Source organism: Piscicoccus intestinalis NBRC 104926 (assembly GCF_001515525.1).
GTDB lineage: Bacteria > Actinomycetota > Actinomycetes > Actinomycetales > Dermatophilaceae > Kineosphaera > Kineosphaera intestinalis.
On record NZ_BCNQ01000238.1, the window covers coordinates 1 to 3,519 of the forward strand.

Genomic DNA, 3,519 nt, shown 5'->3' on the forward strand with positions numbered 1-3,519 from the left:
CATGGTGGCCGCCCCGATCGCGGCGGCGGGGGTCGTGTTGCTGGGGTTGGCGCGGGCCGGGCGCGCGGCCGAGATCCGTCGCGACCTGCCCGGTGCGCGATGACCGCAGCCACAGCCACCCGGAGCCGGGTCGACTGGCCCGCGGTCGCGCTCTTCTATGGCATCGCGTTCGGCGGCGCGGCGGTCGTCGCGGCGGCGCTGTTCGCGATGGGCGGCCTCGAGACGCCGGTCGCGCAGCTCATCGTCGCGCTGCTCTACATGCCGATGCCGCTGGTCGCGGCCCTGATCGTGGAGCGGCGGGCCGGCCGAGGCTTCCTCCTCGTGCGCGGCTGGCGCGCCTCGCGGGGCCGGCGGCTGCGCACGGTGGGCCAGATCGCCGGCTGGTCGCTCGTCGTGGCCGTCGCGGTCCTCACCGCGCAGGTGCTCATGGCCTGGGGCGCCGCCTCACTCGGGGCCCCGGGAGCCGGTCACTGGGCGAGCGACGCAGAGCTGACCACGCGTCTGCGGGAGCTGCAGCCGGCGCTGCCGGCCGAGCTGACGCTGTCGACGTGGGCGCTCGTCGGGATCACCTTCGCCCAGGCCCTCGTCGCCGGCTTCACGGTCAACGCGGTGGTCGCGTTCGGCGAGGAGTACGGCTGGCGCGGCGTGCTCGCCGACCTCCTGGAGCCGCTGGGCCTGTGGCGGTACGGGCTCATCGGGGTGCTGTGGGGCCTGTGGCACGCGCCGATCATCCGGCTCGGCCACAACTACGGCCCGGACTGGGCGTGGGGCATCCCGCTCATGGTGCTGTGGTGCGTGCCGCTGAGCTACGTGCTCGGCTGCGCGCGAACGCGCCGGGAGCACGATCGCGCCGGCCATCGTGCACGGCACGTTCAACGGCTTCGCGGGCATCTTCCTGCTCGTGCTCATCGGCGCCGACCGACTCACCGCCCTGCCCGTCGGCCTCTGGGCCGCGCTGCCGCCCGCGCTCCTCGCGCTGCTGCTGTGGACGGTGTGGCGCCCGCGACGGTGAGACGTCTCATCCGGGCGTTGTGATGTTCTCCCAGCCGTCGACGTCGCAGCGTCCGTCGGCGGTGTTGCCCGCGCTGACGACCGTGCCGTCGGCGCGCAGGCCGAGGCTGTGGGTGGAGCCCGCGGCGACGGCGACGAGGTCGCGCCAGGCGCCGACGTCGCACTGCCCGACGGCGTTGTCACCGGCGGACAGCACCCGCCCGGAGGCGGTGACCCCCAGCGTGTGCCGGCTCCCCGCGGCCACCGCGACGACATCGCGCCAGTCGTCGACGGCGCAGGCGCCGGTGGTTCGATCTCCGGTGGCCAGCACGCGCCCGTCGCCGCGGAGCCCGACGGTGTGCAGGTAGCCGGCCGCGACCCCGACGAACTCCCGCCAGGAGTCGACGGCACACTGGCCCCGGCGATCGAGACCCGTGGCCACCGCTGTGCCGTCGGCGCGCAGTCCGACCGAATGCCAGTCGCCGCAGGTGACGGTGACAACTTCCCGCCAGGAGGCCACGTCGCACTGACCCTCCGAAGCTCGCCCGACCGCCGTCACGGTGCCGTCGGCGAGCACCCCGAGCGTCGTGCGCCAGCCCGCGGCGACGGCCACGACGCCGGCCCAGCCGGAGACGGCGCACTGGCCGTCGTCGTTCCACCCCGTCGCCACCACGGTGCCGTCGGCACGCAGCCCGACGGTGTGCGACCGCCCGGTTGCGCGCCGTGTGCACGTTGCCCGCCGCGACGGCGACCACCTCGGTCCACCGGCCGGTCCGGCATTCGCCGGCCGCGTCGGACCGGCCGCGACGACGGTTCCGTCGCGACGCACCCCGACCGAATGGCGCCGCCCCGCAGCGAGAAACGACGAATGCCTTGACACTCCCGACCTCCCACCGTGGCGACGTACCGCACCCACCCTGTGGCACAGGCAGGCGTGCGCGCCAGCGGGGCTGGAGCGTTGGCTCGCTACACACCCCGAGCCCGTCAGCGGCCGAAGCTCTTCCGATCCAGGGTCTTGAAGTAGCCCTTCCTCAGCGCGCGTTCGGCGCTGGCCTGCCGGGTCGAGAAGAAGCTTCGCTCTGACGCCGACAGTCCTCCGGCGTCGATCTTTGCCTGGAGGAGTTTCAGCGTGCAGCAGAGGTCGGCTACTTGGAAGAGGCTGTAGTCAGCCGGTATCACTTTCCGGACTTCGACATTCGACAGATGCGCGTTGAAGACGCTGTTCACCAGATTTGTGAGTTCCTTCTGCCCGTTGTCGTAATAGATGATGATCCGGTCCTAGTGTCGTGATTCGTTGATTCGTTGGCAGTATCCGGCGAGAGTTTCGAGGATCTGGTCGGCGGTCTTGGTCCACACGAAGGGCTTGGGGTTGGTGTTCCAGTTCTGGGTCCAGGCCACGATGTCGCGTTCGAGTTCGATCACGGATCGGTGCGTCGAGCGCTGCAGTTTGCGGCGGGTTAGTTCGGCGAACCAGCGTTCGACGAGGTTGAGCCATGACGCCGAGGTCGGCGTGAAGTGCAGCACGACGCGTGGGTGCTTGAGCAGCCACGCCTTCACGGCCGGGGTCTTGTGGGTGGCGTAGTTGTCCAGGACGAGATGCAACTCAAGGTCCTTGGGAGTGACGGCGTCGACTTCGGTGAGGAACCGCAGGAACTCGCTGCTGCGGTGTCGGCGGTAATTCCTGGCGATGACAGCCCCGGAGAGGATGTCCATGGCCGCGAACACCGTGGTCGTGCCGTGCCGGACGTAATCGTGCGTGGCCCGCGCAGGCGTGCTCGGCATCATCGGCAGGATCGGTGCTGTCCTGTCCAGGGCCTGGACCTGGGATTTCTCGTCCACCGCGAGCACGAGCGCGTTCTCTGGCGGGGACATGTACAGCCCGACGAGGTCACGGACCTTGTCCACGAAGGCCGGATCCTTGGACAGCTTCCAGGAGTCCACCGTGTGCGGCTTGAGCCCGAACGCCCGCCAGATCCGCGAGACCTGGGTCTGATTCAACCCCTGGTCGGCGGCCATCGACCTGGTCGACCAGTGCGTGTCCCCGCTCGGCGGCACCCCTTCCAGAGTGCGGCTGATCAACGTCTCGACCTGCTCATCGGTCAGTTTGCGAGGCTGCCCCGGCCGCGGCGCATCGTCCAGGCCATCCAACCGCTGCGCCAGGAACCGGTCCCGCCACTTCGTCACCGTCGGCGCACTCACCCCGAGCCGGCGCGCGACACCCGCGACCGACGACTCGTCCGCGTACGCCAACACGATCGAGGCCCGCTGCACCAGACGGGCCGGCGCAGTCGGACGCCGCACCCAACCCGAGAGCACCGACCGCTCATGATCGGTCAAGACAAGCGATTTCGCAGCAGGACCCGGCACAAACCCAGCGTAGCCACCATCTGCGAATTAACGACTCGCAACACTAACTGTGAGATCGATCTGCGCCGTTGGGGTCAACTCGCAGGGCGGCACGTGCTGATCGAGACATCACGGATCTGGACGATACGACTCCACCTCGGGGAGTTCGTGCCTGTGTACAGA

At 70.0% G+C, this 3,519-nt stretch carries 4 protein-coding genes; 1 reads left to right on the forward strand and 3 read right to left on the reverse strand.

What is annotated here, in order from left to right; genetic code table 11:
• Window positions 1-99: 99 nt before the first annotated feature.
• Entirely contained in the window at window positions 100-1,035 is a 936-nt protein-coding gene (locus PINTE_RS20635) for a CPBP family intramembrane glutamic endopeptidase (protein ID WP_068434353.1), read from the forward strand.
• On the opposite strand, the gene PINTE_RS20640 is transcribed toward PINTE_RS20635, so the two are convergent.
• The 3 genes from PINTE_RS20640 to PINTE_RS20650 all read right to left on the reverse strand — a co-directional run bounded on the left by PINTE_RS20640 (window position 1,019) and on the right by PINTE_RS20650 (window position 3,357).
• Window positions 1,019-1,906 carry an RCC1 domain-containing protein gene (locus tag PINTE_RS20640; protein ID WP_306304875.1) on the reverse strand — a complete coding sequence of 296 codons (888 nt, stop codon included), beginning with the start codon at window positions 1,904-1,906 and terminating at the stop codon, window positions 1,019-1,021. The genes PINTE_RS20635 and PINTE_RS20640 overlap by 17 nt on opposite strands.
• Window positions 1,907-1,974: 68 nt before the next feature.
• The gene (locus PINTE_RS20645; protein WP_068434354.1) at window positions 1,975-2,217 is read right to left on the reverse strand and encodes a hypothetical protein; all 243 of its coding nucleotides are present in this window, start codon (window positions 2,215-2,217) and stop codon (window positions 1,975-1,977) included.
• 51 nt (window positions 2,218-2,268) lie between these two features.
• Complete coding sequence (locus PINTE_RS20650) at window positions 2,269-3,357, reverse strand: IS630 family transposase (protein WP_068434356.1); 1,089 nt, start codon at window positions 3,355-3,357, stop codon at window positions 2,269-2,271.
• Window positions 3,358-3,519: the final 162 nt, after the last annotated feature.